The organism is Mycolicibacterium arcueilense, assembly GCF_058536225.1.
The window spans coordinates 34,435-48,463 of record NZ_JBZTYL010000027.1 but is presented as its reverse complement, the minus strand read 5'-3'; the positions used below and the strand labels follow the sequence as shown (position 1 = coordinate 48,463).

14 protein-coding genes are annotated in these 14,029 nt (G+C 65.7%); 2 read left to right on the top strand and 12 right to left on the bottom strand.

What is annotated here, in order from left to right:
• Window positions 1-15: 15 nt before the first annotated feature.
• Entirely contained in the window at window positions 16-1,092 is a 1,077-nt protein-coding gene (locus tag AC4LGL_RS26970) for a hypothetical protein (protein WP_491841449.1), read from the bottom strand.
• Between the two features lie 131 nt (window positions 1,093-1,223).
• On the bottom strand, window positions 1,224-1,823 hold the full coding sequence (locus AC4LGL_RS26965) for a TetR/AcrR family transcriptional regulator (RefSeq protein WP_491841448.1): 600 nt from the start codon (window positions 1,821-1,823) through the stop codon (window positions 1,224-1,226).
• Window positions 1,824-1,975: 152 nt separating this feature from the next.
• On the opposite strand from AC4LGL_RS26965, the gene AC4LGL_RS26960 reads away from it, so the two are divergent.
• Window positions 1,976-2,866, top strand: a complete 891-nt coding sequence (locus AC4LGL_RS26960; protein WP_491841447.1) for an LLM class flavin-dependent oxidoreductase — start codon at window positions 1,976-1,978, stop codon at window positions 2,864-2,866.
• A 36-nt stretch (window positions 2,867-2,902) separates the two neighbouring features.
• Here AC4LGL_RS26960 and AC4LGL_RS26955 read toward each other — a convergent pair whose 3' ends face one another.
• Window positions 2,903-3,520, bottom strand: a complete 618-nt coding sequence (locus AC4LGL_RS26955; RefSeq protein ID WP_491841446.1) for a TetR/AcrR family transcriptional regulator — start codon at window positions 3,518-3,520, stop codon at window positions 2,903-2,905.
• A 68-nt stretch (window positions 3,521-3,588) separates the two neighbouring features.
• Between AC4LGL_RS26955 and AC4LGL_RS26950 the strand changes: the two genes are divergently transcribed.
• On the top strand, window positions 3,589-4,455 hold the full coding sequence (locus AC4LGL_RS26950) for an alpha/beta fold hydrolase (protein WP_491841445.1): 867 nt from the start codon (window positions 3,589-3,591) through the stop codon (window positions 4,453-4,455).
• A gap of 33 nt (window positions 4,456-4,488) precedes the next feature.
• On the opposite strand, the gene AC4LGL_RS26945 is transcribed toward AC4LGL_RS26950, so the two are convergent.
• From AC4LGL_RS26945 to AC4LGL_RS26905, 9 genes are all read right to left on the bottom strand, one after another.
• On the bottom strand, window positions 4,489-5,427 hold the full coding sequence (locus AC4LGL_RS26945; RefSeq protein ID WP_491841444.1) for an alpha/beta hydrolase: 939 nt from the start codon (window positions 5,425-5,427) through the stop codon (window positions 4,489-4,491).
• A gap of 1 nt (window position 5,428) precedes the next feature.
• A complete protein-coding gene (locus AC4LGL_RS26940) occupies window positions 5,429-6,292 on the bottom strand; it encodes an SDR family NAD(P)-dependent oxidoreductase (RefSeq protein ID WP_491841443.1) in 864 nt (287 codons plus the stop codon).
• Window positions 6,289-6,795 (bottom strand): polyketide cyclase, encoded by a 507-nt coding sequence (locus AC4LGL_RS26935; RefSeq protein ID WP_491841442.1) that lies wholly within the window; start codon window positions 6,793-6,795, stop codon window positions 6,289-6,291. Before AC4LGL_RS26935 ends, AC4LGL_RS26940 begins: the two co-directional genes overlap by 4 nt.
• Window positions 6,796-6,863: 68 nt before the next feature.
• Complete coding sequence (locus AC4LGL_RS26930; protein ID WP_491841441.1) at window positions 6,864-7,925, bottom strand: acyl-CoA dehydrogenase family protein; 1,062 nt, start codon at window positions 7,923-7,925, stop codon at window positions 6,864-6,866.
• Window positions 7,922-9,034, bottom strand: a complete 1,113-nt coding sequence (locus AC4LGL_RS26925; RefSeq protein ID WP_491841440.1) for an acyl-CoA dehydrogenase family protein — start codon at window positions 9,032-9,034, stop codon at window positions 7,922-7,924. The genes AC4LGL_RS26930 and AC4LGL_RS26925 overlap by 4 nt, the downstream gene beginning before the upstream one ends.
• Complete coding sequence (locus tag AC4LGL_RS26920; protein ID WP_491841439.1) at window positions 9,031-9,807, bottom strand: crotonase/enoyl-CoA hydratase family protein; 777 nt, start codon at window positions 9,805-9,807, stop codon at window positions 9,031-9,033. Before AC4LGL_RS26920 ends, AC4LGL_RS26925 begins: the two co-directional genes overlap by 4 nt.
• The gene (locus tag AC4LGL_RS26915; RefSeq protein WP_491841438.1) at window positions 9,804-11,234 is read right to left on the bottom strand and encodes an aldehyde dehydrogenase family protein; all 1,431 of its coding nucleotides are present in this window, start codon (window positions 11,232-11,234) and stop codon (window positions 9,804-9,806) included. Before AC4LGL_RS26915 ends, AC4LGL_RS26920 begins: the two co-directional genes overlap by 4 nt.
• Before the next feature lie 9 nt (window positions 11,235-11,243).
• Window positions 11,244-12,350, bottom strand: coding sequence for a zinc-binding dehydrogenase (locus tag AC4LGL_RS26910; protein ID WP_491841437.1), 1,107 nt, complete (start codon window positions 12,348-12,350; stop codon window positions 11,244-11,246).
• 11 nt (window positions 12,351-12,361) lie between these two features.
• Window positions 12,362-13,948 (bottom strand): acyl-CoA synthetase, encoded by a 1,587-nt coding sequence (locus AC4LGL_RS26905; RefSeq protein WP_491841436.1) that lies wholly within the window; start codon window positions 13,946-13,948, stop codon window positions 12,362-12,364.
• Window positions 13,949-14,029 lie beyond the last annotated feature (81 nt).

Genomic DNA, 14,029 nt, shown 5'->3' with positions numbered 1-14,029 from the left:
ATATCCCCTTCGAGATCAGGCGAGTTGAAAGGCGGAGATCGGAGCCTCTTCCGGGTAGCTGCTGGGGCCACCGAGGTCGTAGGCGGCATTGAGCGCACCGATGAACATCGGGTCGTGCAGCGGTTCGGCGGGCACGTCGAGCTTGATGCCCTTCTCCTTGAGATCATCGACCATCATTCCGATGGCGCGTTCAATGGTGATGTCGTCCGAGCCGTCCATGTTCTTCTTGAGTTCTTCGTAGTCGGAGAAGACTTCAGCAGACCAGTGGACGAGGAACCTCAGCTCGTCGGTGTGGTGGCGGGCAATGACATCTTCGCCGTTCTTCAGCAGCCACTGGTCGCGGTCTGCCGGGTCGCCGGTGAACGTGGTGTCGAACGCGAGGCCGGCCGGAACCTGTTGTTCCAATGGACCGTTGGCTTCTCCGCGGTGCACCATCATTTCGTTCTGCACGACGACACCGCGGTTGTTGATCGGCGGCAGTACCCGGGCGGGCGGCTTGAGCGGACCCTCGGGCCAGTAGGTGAAGCCCGAACCTTCGTCGAGGGAGAACCAGGTGATGACCTGAGCCATCTTGATCAGGTAGCCGGTGAACAGGCCGGACTTGCCCATCACGCTGCACAACCAGGTGGGGGCGTTCTCGTGGCGCACTCCGCGGAAGCTGGGGGAGTCCAGGTGGCCGGGATCGCGGTTGGCACACGGCCCGTTGATGTTGAACAGCATCATTTCTGGCTTGGCGTACTCGGCGTTCCAGTAGCTCTTGGCCTGCTCGATGAAGCCGGCGTTGTAGAAGCAGTCGTGCAGCTCGGGGTACAGAACGGCGCCGTAGTTGGCCAGGTAACCGCGGAACGTCGGGGTAAGGAACAGGTCCAGTGACGGGGTGAATCCCTCGGGGAAGGCGCCGCTCATGGTGGCCATCAACTCGTCGGCCGAGGCGAAGTGCTGCGCGATGATCAGTTTCCACGGGCCCTGGGTGTGTGCGACATCGAGCAGTCTGCGCTTCTGGTCTTCGGTGTAGATGTCGGTGAGCTCGCGCGGTGGGGCGGCGGGACGCAGGATGTCGGACAGCTCAAGGCGCCGTTCGTCGGTCAGCATTCTTGTCTCCTAAAGGCTTTCAGCGGTATCGCTCGTTCGAGTCTGGAGGCACTGCGAATTTTCGAACGTAGAGGTGACCGCTGATCGGGACACGAATTCAAGACGCCACCAGGTACGTAGCGGTCGTTTGCTCAGCTGCGCGCAGGTGCCGTTGCGCGGCAGACCAGTGTCACGAGGGAGTCGATCTCCTCGTGGGTCAGAGCCCGCCCTTCGAAGAGAGAGACGGACACGGCCGGCGCCAGCATCATCTGGAGCACGATCGCGGGATCCACGTCAGGGCTCACTTCGCCGCGGCTGATGGCGCGTCCGACCATCGTGAACCACTTTGGCAGGTCGTTTCGGTACCAACCCATCATCGCGTCGTTCAGTGACGGGTATCGGGCCGAGATCATCGTGGCCATGATCCCGCGCTCGACGGGATCGGCTGCAAGCGAGGCGAGCTCGGTGATCAGGGAGCGGACATCGCTCTCCCACGCTCCGGTGTCCGGAGCATCGGTGCGATGACGGGCGTGGAACGCCAGGGCATCGTTGAGCAGCTCGGTCGCCGTGGGCCACCAGCGATAGATGGTGCCGCGGTTGATGCCCGACCGATCGGCAACCTCGGCGATCGGGAGTTCGACCTTGCCCTCGGTCAACAGTTCCAGGCAAGCGCGCAGCACAGATTCGCGGACGCGCTCGCTGCGTCCTCCGGGCCGGACGCGTGGTTTGACTGCTGAATCCGGGACGCGCATGCCACCGGTCTACTACGGCATTTAGGTCGAGAATCACCGCCTCCCGCTGAGCGGTCCAACTGGAGGGCGTTAACGCGACATTCTGTTCAAATAACCCCGCGGTGGTCGCCAGAACCCCTCGGAAAGGGATGTACTCCCAAATGCACATCAGCATGGGTCTTCCGACCCTCTTCCCTCACGGGCGCGAGACGGAGCTTGCGTGGTATCGCAAGATCGACGAAGGGCCGTGGGACGGCCTCGTCACGTACGAGCGGGTGCTCTATCCCGACAGCTGGTCGGTTGTCCCCCAGCTTGCCGCCGCGGCAGCGATGACCGAGCGCGTGCGGCTCTGGACCGACGTCGTTGCGCTCCCGATGCGGGACCCGGTCCTGTTCGCAAAGGACCTGGCGACCATCGATGTCCTGTCCGGCGGGCGCCTGACGCTCGGGGTCGGTATCGGCGCATGGGACGAGGACTACGTCGCAGTCGGCAGCGCGCTCGACCGGAAGCGTCAACGTATGGACGAGGCCGTAGCGGCGATGCGCAGGGTGTGGGCACAGGAGCCTCCCGTCGAAGGACACCTTCCGGTGGGTCCCGTGCCCGTCCAGGTTGGGGGCATCCCGCTCGTCGCCGGAGTGATCGGCCCCAAGGCGCTCGCCCGAGCCGCGCAGTGGGCTGACGGAGTGAGCGACCCGGCGCATTCACTTCACTTCGACGCCGAGGCGTTGGCTGCGCAGCGTGAGCGCGTCATGGAGGCTTGGCGGGCGGCGGGAAGGACGGAACGGCCGCACTTCTCCGCACCGGTCTGGTTCGCGCTCGGTCCGGATCCGGAGAACCAACTCGGGGAGCATGTACAGGATTTCTGGAACCAAGATGTCGACCTCACCGGAGCTGAGTCCTCCTTCCTCACGGCCCCGACCGCAGGGACGTTGAATTGCGGAGCCTCCGGGCTCCTCGCAGCCGTCAACGGCGCGCGCGAAGCGGGTCTCGATGAGCTCAGGCTCGTCCCGACGACAGCCGATCCCGACGAAATTGACCGGGCGCGAGAGGTACTCGGTATCTGATCCCGCCGCACGAGGTTTCGAGCGCCTGCCGCAAGCTCACCGGCTGGGACTGGGCGATGGGCCGTCGAAGAGTCTGTCGAGGTAGTAATCGATAGCGGCCGATGCGGCGTCGGGATCGATGACATCGAGGTCGAGAAGCGGGGTGAACCCGGTCAGTGCGAGCAGAAGGTTTGTCTCGATGACCGGATCGCGATCCGGCGGGAGGTGGCCGTCGGCAATTGCTTGCCTGATCAGGCGTTCTGTCAGCGTTCTGCCGTTCCGGAGTCCGAGGCGGGCCCGTTCATGTAGCTCTGGGTCGTGCAGCGCCTCGAGGGTGTAGGCGGCACTCATACGGCTGGTGGCGCGGGCGTCTGCGTGCAGGGGGAGCATCTCTATGAGGATCACGCGCAGTGCGTCTCGGGGGTGCGGGGGTGAGCCGAGACGCTGGAGGCTTTGGGTCACGCGCTGCGAGGTCTGTTCGGAAGCGAACTCCATCGCGAATTCGAGCATCGCTGTCCGGGAGGCGAAGTAGTGCTGGACCTGGCCGAGGGAGACGCCCGCCGCGCCGGCGACCTCGCGCATCGTCGCCCGGGACCATCCTTGCTGTTCCACTACCCGCCACAGCGCGCGTGCGATGGTTTCGCGGCGTTCTCGGTGGTCGACCTGTTTCGGCAACGCGCACCCCTTTCGCTATTACCATACATCTGACTTAATACATCTGACTTGGAAAGGAGTGGTGCGAGATGACCGCATTCACCGACCCCGAGCTGGAGGCAGCATATTTCGCGGCCTACGACGCGGTGATGGCCAATTGGCCGGTGCCGGCCGAGACGGTCGATCTTCCGGGACGGTACGGGACGACACGGGTCACGTCCGCGGGCCCGACCGCAGCGCCGTCGCTGGTCCTGCTCCACGGATACAGCGGCACGTCCGGAATGTGGTATCCGGTAGTCGGTTCGCTGGCCGAGGAGCACCACGTGCGGGCCGTGGACACCATGGGCGAGCCGGGCCGCAGTCGGCACACCGGCGCAGCCTTGACCAGCATGGAAGATCTGGTGGACTGGCTGGCGGAAACTTTCGATCTGCTCGAGTTGCCCGCGGCCGACCTGTGCGGTCAGTCCCTGGGTGGGCACCTCGCACTCCGGTTCGCGCTCGCCCATCCCGAACGGGTGCGGCGGCTGGTCCTGCTCGATCCGCCCCTGGCCTTCGCCGGTCTCAGCCCTGAGTTCGAGGAGCTTGGCCGGAACCGCGACCCGCCCCCGACTTTCGAGGATGCTCGCGCGATGCTGGCACCGGGCGCTCCCGGCAGCGGGCCGGCCCATCTGGAGGCCTACCTTGACCTGCTCGCGCACGGAGCCGCGCACTTCCCGGCTTCGCCGATCGTTCATCCGCACCTGCCGGACGGGCTGACGCACCTGCCGGTCCCGACCCTCGTCGCCCTGGCCGGGGCGAGTCAGGTGCACGATTCGGAGGCAGCAGCGAAAGTCGCGCGGCGTGCCGGAGCGGACACGGTGATTCTCCCCGGTGCGGGGCACGGTCTCCTGGCCGACGTCGAACCTGTCCGCAGCCGGGTCCTCGAACACCTCCGGCAGAAGGACTCGCCGACGTGATATCGCGACAGCGAACCCCGAACAGGGAGACCCTCAGAATGCCAAGGGATGCGCGAACTTCGCCCGCAGGAGCGCGCCGATCTCTGCCAGGGCCAGGCGGCCCCGCGCGGTGGAGTCGGCGCGCATCAGAAAGCCGTGGTACATACCGGGATAACGCGTGAGGGTGGTCTGCACGCCCGCATCGCGCAGGCGCCCGGCGTAGCGCTCGCCCCAATCACGGATCGGGTCGCACTCGCCGGTCACGACGATCGCCGGCGGCAGGCCACGAAGGTCGGTCGCATACGCCGGGACCTGATACGGGTCTCGCGGCGCTCCGCCACGGTCGACCAGTTCGTGCATGTAGACGATGTCTTCATGGCGCAGCAGTGGGGCGTCGGGCATGGAGGTGATGGATGCCGCGCCCATGTCGCGGTCCAGGCCGGGATACATCAATACCTGGGCGAAGATTCGTGGACCGCCGTGATCGCGGGCCGCCAATGTCACTGCGGCAGCCAGCGATCCGCCGGCGCTGTCGCCGACGACCGCCAGCCGGCTTACATCGAGGTTCAGTTCGTCGGCATGAGCGGCAACCCATTCGGTGGCCGCGTAACCGTCGTCGAATTGCGCTGGCGGTGGCGATTCCGGTGCCAGTCGGTACTCGACCGCCGCCACCGCGGCGCCGCTGGAGTGTGCCAGTTCGCGCGCCAACGGCTCGAACGAACGATTGGAACCCATCACCAGCCCGCCGCCGTGCAGGTACACAAGTACGGGCAGACCGGGCTCCGGGCTGGGCCGATACAGGCGCAGCGGTATCGGACCGCCCGGGCCTGTGGCCGTCAGGTCTTCGATGCCCGCCATGGCCGGCATCTCGGGCAGCGGTCCGGATTCGAGGCCGGCCCGCACGGCCTGCAGGCCGCGGGCCCGCATGGGAGCGATCTCACCGAACGAGGAAACTCGTGCGGCCGCATCGGGATCCAGTGGTGGATAGGACATTTCAGCTCTGAGCCGGATCGAAACGGCGCTCGGTCCGTAAGTGGGGAGCCTCCTGGTTGCTCAACACCCGGGCCCGCTCGGACATCGCCGAGCCGACGTAATCGGGTTGGGTGAGCAGATAGAACCGGCCTTCGGCGGCCTGCTCGAACACCACCTCGGCGGCGGCCAGCGGATCCATCGCCTCGGCCTTGATGTCGAGCATGGCGGCGCGCTGTCCTTCGGCCGCGCCGGCATCGCCGGACTGGACTCCGCCTGCCGATTCGAAGATGTTGGATACCACGGCGCCCGGTAGCACCGCCTGCACGTGCACATGATGGTCATGTCCGGCGGACTGCACTTCCAGGTGCAGGCATTCCGTCAGGGCCAGAACGGCATGCTTGCTCATGATGTAGGGCGCCTGCAGCGGGACAACGGCCACACCGCCGATCGAGGACAGGTTCCATACCCAGGCAGGTGCGTCGGTGGCCATCATCTTCGGCAGGAATGCCTTGACGCCGTGGAACACTCCGCTGATGTTGATGTCGACGACACGTTGCCAGTTGTCGACCGGGGTGTCCCACAGATATCCGAACTGCTCGATGCCGGCGTTGTTCACCAGCAGGCGTACCGGTCCGAGTTCGCGGTAGACGTCGTCTGCCATCGCTTGCACCGCAGCGGCATCACGCACATCGCACACCACGTCGGTCGCCGACCCGCCGGCGGCGCTGATCTCCTCTCGGAGGCCCGCGATGGCGTCGGCGTTGATGTCGACCAGCACCACCGTCATACCCAACCGGCTGGCATGCCGCGCGAGGCCGGCGCCGATTCCGGCGCCGGCACCCGTGATGACGGCGACTCCGCCCCCGAAGACCTCTGCGGCGTTCACGCGGAAGGGGCGCCGGCGGCCGACGTTGTGATGGACGAGGCCTTGGCGGCGTGCTCGGCGAACGGGACCGAGTCCTCGGCGTCGAGCACGACATTCAGCGAGGTGAAGACCAGACCGTCGTCCGACTGCCGGATCCCGGCATCGACGACCCCACTGGACACCGCGAACGGAACGTTGTTGGTGATCTGGTTGACGAACAGATAGAAGCGGACGTTGGTGACCGCGCCGTCGACTCCGGTGCGGAACACGTTGGTCGCGTGATGACGGCACGGGTACGGGTTCTCGTTGCGGTGCTCAATGAGCCAGGCCACCGTCTCGGCCTTACCGTGCAGTTCTGCGGCCAGCAGGTGCTCGAACGGGCAGGCACCGGAGTCTGAGCGGCTCAGGTACTCCATCTCGTCGGCGAGGCGGATGCCGACCTCATCGAAGTGACCCTGGTCGTAGTGGTACCAGAAACCGGAGATGAACTCTTGGACATCGGACAGGGCGATCTGGTTGCTCATGCCGGCAGTCAACCCGTGATGTGGCGCCGGTAACAGCACCGGTGACCGGTCAGCGGAACACCAAACCGCTATGCGCCGGCGATCAACGCCCAGAGCTGTTGTCCGCCTGCCGCAACGGCCGCCGCCGCAACCCGGTCATCCCAGAAGCGCACGGAGCCGAACTCCGAGCGCCAGGCCAAGGCTGCGCGGGTGAACTCGTGCAGACGATGCTCGTGGGTGGTGCCGATCGCGCCGTGCACCTGGTGCGCGTTGCGGGTCACGACCGAGGCGGCATGCCCGGTACACGATCGCGCGGTCGCGATCTGGAAGTCCAGTTGAGCTGACTGCCAGTCCGTTCCGATGGCGGTGTGCAGCGCAGCCTCGGTGGCGGCCCGCGCCAGCGCCGACTCTGCCGCCGCATCCGAGATCAGGTTCTGAATCGCCTGGAACTTCGCCAGCGGACGCCCGAACTGCACCCGTGACGCCACGTGTTCGATGGACAGCGCCACAGCACGATCGAGCGCCGCGCACACCTGAATCGCGCGTACCATCGCGGATTTGCGGGCGAGCTGGTCAACCAATCGGGTAGGCACCGGTGGTCCCGTCATTGACGTGGTGTCGATGGTGATCGTGTCGCGCGGCTCGCCGATCAGGTTGGTGCCCGGGGTGATCGACAGGTCCGCGGTGTCGAACTCGGTGAGCCGGTATTCGTCGCCGGCCTGCCAGAGCACGACGATCCGTTCCCCATCAGCGGCCCACGGCACAGGTGCGGGGGATTCGCCGCGCAGTGGAGCCACACACACCGTTCGCACGGCGCCATCGACGGGCCTGCCGGTTGCCTCCAGCATCCAACAGGCCAACAGATCGTGTTCGGCCAGGGGGATGCGGACACCGTGACGGACTGCGGCACTGAGCAACTCAGCTGCCTCGAGCCAACCTGCGCCGCTGCCACCGGATTCCTCGGCGCCGGTCAGGCGGACCAGTCCCAGGGACTCGAGCTGCTGCCACAGTGCGCGGTCATAGGTGACGCGCTCACCCGGGCGAACCGGGCCTGCGGTCTGGCGGTACTCGGCAAAGACGCCGTCCATCATGGCCGCGAGATCGGGGTCCACCGCCGACAGCGTGCTGACAGCGAGTTCAGTTGTGTTCATCGCATACCCAATCCCCGCGCGATGACACCGCGCAGTACTTCGTTGGTTCCGCCGCGCAACGTGAAGCCGGGGCGCTGATCCACCGCAGTGGCCACCAGGTGCGCCCACTCGGCATCCCTGGCGGCGTCATCTCCGTTCTGCCGGTCTGCGTAGTCGGCGATGTCGCCTTCGACCGTGGTGCCGAGGACCTTGACGACGGCTGCCGGGACATCGGGATTCTCACCGCGCTCCAGGGCGCCGGCCACCGCAGTTGACATGTGATGGAGACCGGCGACGCGCGCGACCAGACGGCCCAATTCGGCATCATCTGACGTGTTTTCGAGCGCGCGGGCCAGCAGGGGGAACGTCGACAGGAATCTCTCCGGCCCGCTGCGCTCGAAGCTCAGTTCTGAGGTGACCTGGGTCCAGCCGTGGCCGATCTCGCCGAAGACCATGGCATCGGGAACGAACACCTCGTCGAGCACGACCTCGTTGAAGTGATGTCCGCCGTTCATCGAGATGATCGGGCGGACCCGCACGCCCGGGGTGCGCAGGTCGACGATGAACTGGCTCAACCCGGCATGCCGATGCGACGGATCGACCGGTTCTGTGCGGGCCAGCACGATGAAGGCATGAGCGCGGTGCGCCCCCGAGGTCCATACCTTGGTACCGGTGATCGACCACCCGCCGTCGACTCGTGCTGCACGGGTGCGGACGCTCGCCAGATCGGAGCCGGAATCCGGTTCGCTCATCCCGATGCCGAAGAAACATTCACCGCGCACGATGCGAGGTAGGAACTCTGACTTCTGCTCTTCCGTCCCGTATTTCAGGAGCGACGGCACGATCTGGCGGTCGGCGATCCAGTGGGCGGCAACCGGGGCGCCCGCGGCCAGCAGTTCTTCGGTCACCACGAACCGTTCCTGAAACGACCGGCCATGACCGCCGTAGCGCACGGGAACGGTCATGCCCAGCCAACCCTGCTTCGCCAGGGCTGCGGTGAAGTTCTCGTCCCACCCACACAACCAGGCGTCGACCGACGGTCGGAACGTACCGACGGCCAACTGTTCGGCCAGGAAGCCACGGACCTCCCGGCGTAACCGGTCCAGGTGTGCCAGGTGCGTGCCCGTCACGATGTCCGCCACTTCGCGATGCGCTGTTGGTGCTCGGCGTCGTGGTGGGCCAGCGGCTGCATTGCCGCCGCCATGGAGAGCGTCGATTCCAGGGAGCCGGTGATCGATTCCTGCAGCAGGCGCTTGGCCATCCGAAGCGGGCGCGGCGGGTTGACCGCGATCTTGTCGGCGAGTGTGCGAGCCTCGGACAGCAGTTCGTCGTGCGCTACCACTCGGCTGACGAGTCCCCACTCCAACGCCGTTGCGGCGTCGATCCGTTCGCCGGTGAACGTCAGTTCGGCGGCGCGGGCGTAGCCGATGGCGCGAGGGAGGAACCAGGTGCCGCCATCGCCCGGGATGAGGCCGAGCTGCACGAAGCTCTCGGCGAAGGATGCGCGCTCGGAGGCAATCCTGATGTCGCACATCATCGCCAGATCGCACCCGGCGCCGATGGCGGCGCCGTTGACCGCAGCGATGAGAGGGACTTCGAGGCGACCCAGAGCACGTGGGATCCGTTGGATCCCATCGATGTAGGCCCGTCGCTGGTCGATGGCATCCAGACCGAACATGCCCTGACGGTCGGCCATCTCCTTGACGTTGCCGCCGGCCGAGAAGATCTTGCCCGCACCGGTGAGGATGACGGCACCCACGGTGTTGTCGGCGTTGACCGCATCCACCTTGTCCTCGAATGCGGCGATGACGTCCTTGCCGGTGATGGCATTGCCGACCTCAGGAAGGTTGATCGTCCAGATCTGTACCGGTCCGTCGGTATGGACGTCGAGCGGTGAGGTCACGCATGCTCCTTGAGCTGAAGGGATTTGGTCTGGAGGTACTCCTCGAAGCCGAACCGGCCCAGTTCACGGCCGATCCCGGACTTCTTGTACCCGCCGAATGGGGCGGTCGGGTTGTAGGCGCCGCCGTTGATGTCGAGCTGGCCGGTCTGCACCTGGCGGGCGAAGGCGATGGCGTCGTCGTCGGTGGCGGCCCACACTGCGCCCGACAATCCATAGGGGGTGCCGTTGGCGATGCGCAGTGCCTCTTCGGGGCCGGAGAAGGGCGTCACCGCGAGCACGGGACCGAACACTTCTTCCTGACCGAGTTCGGACTCGGGATCCACGTCGGCGAAAACTGTTGGTGCCACGAAGTACCCGACGTCGCGGATCGGATCCGCGCCGCCGGTCAGCAACCGGGCACCGTCGCGCTGGGCGCGCTCGATGAAGCCACGCACCGAGTCGAACTGCGACCGCGACGCCGACGGTCCGATCCGGGTCGCCGGGTCGCGCGGATCACCCACCGTGTAGCGGGCGACGGTGGATTCGATCAGGTCCAGGGCCTCGCCGTAGCGGCTCTGCGGCACCAGCATCCTGGTCCAGGCCATGCAGGTCTGACCGCCGTTGAGGAAGGCATTGCCCACCCCGACCTTGACCGCGGTCGCCAGATCAGCGCCGTCGAGGATGACGTTGGCCGACTTGCCGCCGAGCTCGAGGGCAACCTTCTTGATCGACTGGCCGGCCAGCTCTCCGACGCGTGCGCCCACACCGGTGGACCCGGTGAACGAGACGAAGTCGACATCGGGATGTGAGGCGAGGCGTTCGCCGATCACCCGACCGGGGCCTGAGACGAGGTTGATGGTCCCCGGTGGCAGGCCAGCCTCTTCGCAGGCTTCGACGAAGGCGAACACCGAAAGCGGGGCCTCGTTACTGGGTTTGAGCACGACGGGACAGCCCGCAGCGATGGCGGGTAGCACCTTGGCGACCACCTGGTAGAGCGGATAATTCCACGGCGTGATGGCGCCGACGACGCCGTAGGGCTCCCTCAGGACCAGCGAATTGCCGATGCGCTCTTCGAATTCGAAGGTCTCCAGCACATCGGCGAAACCCTTGGCCACCGCCAGCGGCACCTGCGTCTGCACCGTCTGCGCGATGCGTATGGGGGCACCCATCTCGGCGGTGATGAGTTCGGCGATATCGGGTAGGCGTTTCTCCATCGCAGCGATGACCCGCTGCACCCGGTCCCGACGTTCGTCAACGGTGATGAGCGGGTCGAACGCCTGACGGGCCGCGGCCACCGCGATGTCGACGTCGACGGCGTCGCCATTGGGCACGTGGCCGATCACTTCTTCGGTCGCCGGGTCGACGACCTCGATGAACCCGTTCCCGGAGGGGGCGGTCCAGCTGCCGTTGATGAACAGTCTGTCGTGGTCGAAAGTGGGCACTGTCATCCTTTTTGTTTATGGTGCGATGCTGGCGCGGACGTCGCGCTTGCCGTCAGCTGCGCTGAACGCTTCGTTGATGTCGTCGAGTGAGTACGACGCCGCGGCGAGCCGATCGAACGGCAGTTGATGCTGGTGGCTGTCCAGGAAGGCCAATGCGCGGGACAGGACTGCCGGGTCATACAGGGAGACCCCGACCATGGTCTTGTTGGTGAAGACGAACCGTGACGGGTCGAACTCGAAGGTCTTGCCGATGTTGATGTTGCCGATCTCGACGTAGCGGCCGAACTGGGCGAGCATCTGGAGACCCTCGTCGATGGCCGACGGGTGTCCGACAACCTCGACCACCACGTCGGCGCCCTGGCCGTCGGTCAACTTGCGTACTGCTTTGGCGCGGTCCTTGGGCGTGGCGACCTCGTTGAGGTCGATCACCGAGTCAGCTCCGAATGCCGTTGCCAGCTCCAATCTTTCGGGCACTCCGTCGATGGCGATGACGTTGGCTGCCCCGCGTGCTTTGGCCACGGCCACCGCGTAGAGACCGAGTGCGCCGGCTCCCTGAACCACGACGTGCTCACCGAGCTGCAGGTCGACGCGTTCAAGTCCATACATGACCTGTGACAGCGCACAATTCGCACCCGCGGCGATGTCATCGCTCAGAGTGTCGGGCACCGTGTAAACGACTGCCCCGGCGGGCAACAGGTAGTAGTCGCCGTAGCCGCCGACAAAGTATGGCGGTTCGTCGGCGCGGCCCAACATCGCCATTTTCAGGTTCAGGCAGGCGTTACGGCGCCCCGCCAGACAGTTTCGGCATTTGTGGCAGCAGTAGAAGTACGGGAACACCACTCGGGTGCCTTCGGCCAGGGATCTGCCGTTGGAGTCGGCGGTTACTCCGTCACCCAGCACCTCGATGGCGCCGACCATCTCGTGACCCAGGACGGTCGGTAGCTGTCCACCCAAGCCGCGCGTGGCGAAGGTGCCATGCCAGGCATGTACATCTGAACCGCAGATGTTCGTCCGCAGGACCCGGACCAGAATTTCCCCGGGCCCGACGTCAGGCAGGGTGACGGTTTCGATCTGGAATGGCTTGCCGGGCTCGTCGAATCGCGCGATCCGTCCCTTGTACATCGTGTATCCCTTCAGTTGCTTGTGAATTCGAGACCGAATCGCTGCCGCAGATCACGTTTGAGCAGTTTGCCGCTGGGGTTCTTCGGCAGAGAATCGACGAAGAACACCTGTTTGGGAGTCTTGAAACCGGCCAGATGCTCGCGGCAGTGCCGCAGTATGTCTTGTTCGGTCAGGGTGGTGCCGACACGAGTCACCACCGCCGCGACGACCGCTTCGACCCAGACCGGGTGTGCCACGCCGAATACCGCGACCTCTTCGATGCCGTTGTGCCGGTAGAGAATCTCTTCGACCTCGCGGCTGGCGACATTCTCGCCGCCGGTTTTGATCATGTCCTTCTTGCGGTCGACGACGTGTAGCAGGCCGTGCTCGTCGTAGTAGCCCAGGTCGCCGGAATGGAACCAGCCGCCGGCGAAGGCCTGGGCTGTCTTATCTTCGTCGTCGAGGTAGCCCAGCATCAGATGCGGGCTGCGGTGAGCGATTTCGCCGACGGTGCCGGGCGTGACCGGCACGTCGTTGTCATCGAGGATGATCGTTTCGACGTTGACGACAGGTCGGCCGGCCGCCCCCGCGTGGGCGTCCTGTTCGGCTGGCCCCAGGGCTGAGGCCAGTGGGGCCATCTCGGTCTGGCCGTAGAAGTTCCACAGCCGCAGATTGGGTAGACGCCTGCGCATCTCGTGCAGGATCTCGGTAGGCATCGGTGAGGCGCCGTAGTACCCCTTGCGTAGGCTGGACAGGTCGACCTCGTCGAACACGGGACAGCGCAGCAGGCTGATCCACACCGTCGGTGGCGCAAAGTAATTGGTGACGCGGTGGCGCTCGATCGTCCGCAGTACCAGCTCCGGATCCGGCCGAGGCAGGATGATGCTGGTGGCACCCAGGTAGATGTCGGTAGCCAGGAAGTTGTCCAACTGCGCGCAGTGATACAGAGGCAGGGAGTGGATCTCGACGTCGTCGCCGGACATCGAGCCGGCCACGATGGTGCTGATGTACTGCCACATCAAGCTGCGGCTGCTGTGCATCACGCCCTTGGGTCGGGATTCGGTGCCGCTGGTGTACATGACCCGCAGCAGCTGATCGTCGTCGATTCGGCAATCGGGAACGTTCGCGGTGGTGGTGAGCCATTCGGCGAAATCAGGCCAGTCGCCGGCGCATGTCTGGCCGGAGGGGACGAGTGCTGCCTTCGTGCGGACTGCTGTCCCCGCGGCCATGGCCTGTTCGGCCACCGGGATCAGGTCGGCCTCGACGATGAATCCGGCGGCCTGACTGTGGCCGAGGATGTAGGAGATCTCCTCTGGCATCAGCATGAAATTGATCGGCACCAGCACCACACCGGCGCGGGCGGTGGCGAATGCCAACACCGCGTACTGCCAGCAGTTGCGCGACAACAACGCCACTCGGTCACCGGGAAGTAACCCGTTCTCGTGCAACGCGGCCGCCGCGCGGTCCACCAGGTGATCGAACTCGGCAAAACTCAGGGCGACGTCGCCATCGATGATGGCGGTCTTCTCAGGTTGCTTACGCGCCGACCGGCGGGGGATATCTGCGAGGCTGTGGCTGCGGGCCCGGGCGATGACGGCGGCAAGGTCGTCGGAATGCATGGTCGGCAGAGTAGGCACGCCACCCGCTGCGGCGGTGGTTCGTCTCCCGCTCAGTAGACAGGGAGGGCGCGGTGCGGGGCC